Origin of the sequence: Arenimonas malthae CC-JY-1 (assembly GCF_000747075.1) — a bacterium.
In the GTDB taxonomy this organism is placed as follows: Bacteria; Pseudomonadota; Gammaproteobacteria; order Xanthomonadales; family Xanthomonadaceae; genus Arenimonas; species Arenimonas malthae.
Genome location: NZ_AVCH01000018.1, coordinates 1 through 4,351, shown reverse-complemented (window position 1 = coordinate 4,351; position 4,351 = coordinate 1). Strand labels below are relative to the sequence as shown.

General features: G+C 71.9%; 4 protein-coding genes. 3 read left to right on the top strand and 1 reads right to left on the bottom strand.

The window, feature by feature from the left end:
- The first annotated feature begins 34 nt into the window (after positions 1-34).
- Complete coding sequence (locus N790_RS01995; RefSeq protein WP_043800112.1) at positions 35-1,513, top strand: M20 family metallopeptidase; 1,479 nt, start codon at positions 35-37, stop codon at positions 1,511-1,513.
- 10 nt (positions 1,514-1,523) lie between these two features.
- Positions 1,524-2,828, top strand: a complete 1,305-nt coding sequence (locus N790_RS01990; RefSeq protein ID WP_052385603.1) for an aspartyl/asparaginyl beta-hydroxylase domain-containing protein — start codon at positions 1,524-1,526, stop codon at positions 2,826-2,828.
- A 3-nt stretch (positions 2,829-2,831) separates the two neighbouring features.
- Here the strand turns inward: N790_RS01990 and N790_RS01985 are convergent, their stop codons facing one another.
- On the bottom strand, positions 2,832-3,521 hold the full coding sequence (locus tag N790_RS01985; protein WP_043800110.1) for a 2OG-Fe(II) oxygenase: 690 nt from the start codon (positions 3,519-3,521) through the stop codon (positions 2,832-2,834).
- A gap of 101 nt (positions 3,522-3,622) precedes the next feature.
- Here N790_RS01985 and N790_RS01980 point away from each other — a divergent pair.
- Positions 3,623-4,351, top strand: a 729-nt coding sequence (locus tag N790_RS01980) for a tetratricopeptide repeat protein (RefSeq protein WP_043800108.1), incomplete at its 3' end; no start/stop codon positions are given.

The window sequence follows — 4,351 nt, the reverse complement described above, 5'->3', positions numbered from 1 at the left end:
TAAAATCCTCGTCCTGACTCACGAAGGACCCGCCATGGATACCGCCAAGACCGACCGCTTCGTCGCCGACGCCTGGGACGGCGACATCGTCCCGCAGCTCATCGAGTACATCCGCATCCCGAACAAGTCGCCGATGTTCGACGCGCAGTGGCGCGAGAACGGCTACATGGCCGACGCGGTGAAGCTGATGGCCGGCTGGGCGAAGGCGCAGCCCATCAAGGGCATGTCCGTCGAAGTGGTCGAACTCGAAGGCCGCACGCCGCTGATCTACATCGAGATCCCCGGCCAGGGCGACGACTGCGTGCTGCTCTACGGCCACCTCGACAAGCAGCCGGAAATGACCGGCTGGGCCGACGACCTCGGCCCCTGGAAGCCGGTGGTCAAGGACGACAAGCTCTACGGCCGCGGCGGCGCCGACGACGGCTACGCGCTGTACGGTTCGCTCACCGCGATCCGCGCGCTGCAGGAACAGGGCCTGCCGCACAGCCGCTGCGTCATCCTGATCGAAGCCTGCGAGGAATCGGGCAGCTACGACCTGCCCTACTACGTCGACCACCTGGCCGAACGCATCGGCAAGCCCTCGCTGGTGGTGTGCCTGGACTCGGGCTGCGCCAACTACGACCAGCTCTGGTGCACCACCTCGCTGCGCGGCCTGGCCGGCGGCAACCTCAAGGTCAGCGTGCTCAGCGAAGGCGTGCACAGCGGCGACGCCAGCGGCGTGGTGCCGTCGAGCTTCCGCATCCTGCGCCAGTTGCTCTCGCGCCTGGAGGACGAGGCCACCGGCAAGATCCTGGTGGACGACCTGTACGTCGAAATCCCCGAGCAGCGCATCGCCCAGGCCCACCGCGCCGCGGAGGTGCTGGGCAGCGAGATCTGGGACAAGTTCCCGTTCCTGCCGGGCATGACGCCGATGAACCCGGACCTCACCGAACTCGTGCTCAACCGCACCTGGCGCCCGGCCCTGTCGATCACCGGCGTGGACGGCATGCCGCCGCTGTCGAGCGCCGGCAACGTGCTGCGCCCGCACACCGCCGTGAAGCTCAGCCTGCGCCTGCCGCCGACGCTGGAGCCGAAGAAGGCCGGCGAAGTGCTCAAGCGCGTGCTCGAGGCCAACCCGCCCAACGGCTGCAAGGTCGAGGTCGAGCTGGAGAAGGCCAGCACCGGCTGGAACGCACCCGCGCTGGCGCCGTGGCTGGAACACGCCATCGACCATGCCAGCCGCGAATTCTTCGGCGCGCCGGCCATGTACATGGGCGAGGGCGGCACCATCCCGTTCATGGGCATGCTGGGCGAGAAGTTCCCGGGCGCGCAGTTCATGATCACCGGCGTGCTCGGCCCGCACAGCAACGCGCACGGCCCGAACGAGTTCCTGCACATCCCCACCGGCAAGCGCGTCACGTCCGCCGTGGCGAAGGTGATCGCCGAGCACTACCAGGCCAGCGAGAAGGGCCTCACCCGCGGCGTGGCGGCGCAGGCCGGCCACGCGCAGTTCGGCGACCACGGCTGCTGCTGAGCCCCGCGCCATGTCCCTGCCCGCCGATCCGAACGAGGCCCGCCTCGCCGCCCTGGCGGCCGAGGCCGACCGGCTGGCCCGCCACGGGCAGGCGAACGCGGCGGCGCGGCTCTGGGACCAGGTGCTGGCAAAGGCGCCCGGCCACCCGGGCGCGCTGAACTTCCACGGCGCCGCGGCGCTGGCGCGCGGCGACGTCGCCGAAGCCCGCCGCCTGCTGTCGCAGGCCGTGCGCGGCCAGCCGCCCATGGCCATCGCCCACGCCAACTTCGCCCGCGTGCTGCAGGCCGAAGGCGACATGCCGGGCGCGTTGGCCGAACTCGACCGCGCGCTGCGGCTCGAGCCCGGCGCCTATGCGGCGCACCTGGAAAAAGCCAGGATCTACGGCCAGCTCGGCCGCGAACGCGACCAGGCCCTGGCCTACGAAAGCGCCCTGCACCTGGCTCCGCCGCAGGTGCTCCAGCTGCCTGAGCTGGCGCCGGTGTTCGAACGCGCGCAGGCCGCCGTGCAGCGCAACAAGCGCGAGCTCGGCGCCTTCCTCGATGCCCGCCTGGACCCGCTGCGCAGCGGCCTGGGCAGCCGTTCGCTGGCGCGCTTCGAGGAAAGCCTGGACGTGTCGCTGGGCCGCAAGCCCGTGTACCTGTCGCGGCCGGCCATGTTCCGCATCACCGGACTGCCCTCGATCGCCTTCTTCGAGCGCGAGGACTTCGCCTGGGCGCCGGCGGCCGAAGCCTGCACCGCCGCCATCCGCGCCGAGCTCGAACAGGTGCTGGCCGGCGACCAGGCTGGTTTCGTGCCCTACGTGCAGACCCGCCCCGACGAACCCGTGGGCCAGTTCGCGCCGCTCGACCGCAACCCGGACTGGAGCGCCTATTTCCTCTGGCACCACGGCCGGCGCATCGAAGACCACATCGCGCGCTGCCCGGCCACCATGGCCATGCTCGAAGGGGTGCCGCAGGTGGAAGTGGCGCAGCGCGCGCCGGCGGCGTTCTTCTCGGCGCTCAAGCCGCGCACGCGCATCCCGCCGCACAACGGCGCGACCAACTGCCGGCTCACCGTGCACCTGCCGCTGGTCATCCCGCCCGACTGCGGCATCCGCGTCGGCAACCACGTGCGCACCTGGACCCCGGGCGAACTGTTGCTGTTCGACGACACCATCGAACACGCCGCCTGGAACGACAGCGACCACCTGCGCGTGGTGCTGATCTTCGATGTCTGGCACCCCATGCTCACCGCCACCGAACGGCAGCTGGTGAAGGAATCGCTGGAGGGCATCATGGCCTTCTACGGCCAGGACGCCCCGCTCGGCGAACTCTAGGCCTCAGGCCGGCGGCTGCGAGTGCCACCAGCCGGTGATCGCCAGGCGCGGCTCCAGCGCGAACGGCGCCACGGTGCCGACGAAGTGCTTCGCCGGCACCTTGAACAGGCTCAGTGAATTGAAGCGCGGCAGGAACGCGTCCAGGTGGCCGCCGTCCTCGTCCACGAAGTGCAGCAGCCCGCCCCAGTCCACTTCCCAGCGGCGCGAGAGGTTGAGCACGTAGGCGTAGCGGCGCGCCTCGTCGTGGTGGCCATCGTCGTGCACGCGCAGGAACTGCCCCGGCAGGTAGCGCGTGGCCTGCGCGCCCACGGCCTTGAGCTCGGGGTCGCCGGTGAGCTCGCGGATGAACTGCAGGTAGGGTTCGCTGTTGAAGAAGGGCAGCACCACGTGCAGCAGCAGGTGGGGGTCGCGGCCTTCCTTCAGCGCGTCCACCAGCAGGTAGCGGTCGTACACGAAGTGGAAACCCTGCGCCGCGCGGCGGTAGGCCTCGGGCATGCGCTGGCGCGCCACCTCGGGCGTGAAGGCCGGGCTGTCGGGCAGGCCGCGCTCGGCGGTGGACCAGGGCACTTCGCGCCGAAGGCAGTCGGCCAGCCTTTCGGCGGCGTCGGCCTGGAGGAAACCGGGGATCTGGACGCGGCCAACCTCGGCCAGGCGCTTGCGGTAGCGGGTGATGTCGAGGTCGTTGTTGATCATGGGCGGCGCGACGACGGGGTTGCCCGCATTCTAAGCCGGCGGGCGGCTGGCGCGCCGGCGGCCGCGGTTAGACTGTGCGCCGGTATTCCGCGAACCTGCCCATGGCCCCGCCTGCCCCGCCCACCGCCGCCGAACACAAGCGCCTGGCCCAGGCCGCGCTGCAGGCCGGGCATGGCGCCGCCGCGCTGGACCACATGCGCCAGGCCTGCGCGCTGGAACCCGGCTCGGCCGCGCTGCGCTGCGAATACGGCTGCCTGCTGGCGGCCTCGGGGCGCAACGCCGAGGCACTGGCGGCCTTCAACGAATCCGTCGCGCTGCAGCCCGGCCTGGCCGAGGGCTGGCATTTCCTCGGCCTCACCCAACTGCGCCTGGGCCGCACCGGCGAAGCGCTGGCCCCGCTGCGCCGCGCCCGCGCGCTGGCGCCGGGCCACCTGCGCACGCTGGAGCTGCTGGCCCAGGCCGAGTTCGACGCGGGCGACCCGGCCGACGCCTTGCCGCTGTGGCGCGAACTGCACGCGCTTCGCCCCGGCGACGAGGCGGTGCTGCTGAAACTGGGCGAAACCCTGAGCCGGCTCGACGACGCCGACGCCGCCTGCGCGCTTTATCGCGACGCACTGGCGCGTGCGCCGGGCTCGGCGGGCCTGTGGATGGCGCTGGCCCAGGCCGAGGAAATCGCCGGCCGCCGCGACGAAGCCGAAGCCGCCTACGACCGCGCGCTGGCGCTGCGCCCCGGCTGGGCCTTCCCGCTGGCGGGCGTGCTGGGACTGCGCCGCGGCCAGGCCAGCGAAGCGCGCGTGGCCGAAGCCCGGGCCCAGCTTGCCGGCGGCCGG

What these genes read in the sequence shown, in the direction of transcription:
- N790_RS01995 (WP_043800112.1), top strand. Translation starts at nt 35, where the DNA reads ATGGATACCGCCAAGACCGACCGCTTCGTCGCCGACGCCTGGGACGGC.
- N790_RS01990 (WP_052385603.1), top strand. Translation starts at nt 1,524, where the DNA reads ATGTCCCTGCCCGCCGATCCGAACGAGGCCCGCCTCGCCGCCCTGGCG.
- N790_RS01985 (WP_043800110.1), bottom strand. Translation starts at nt 3,521, where the DNA reads ATGATCAACAACGACCTCGACATCACCCGCTACCGCAAGCGCCTGGCC.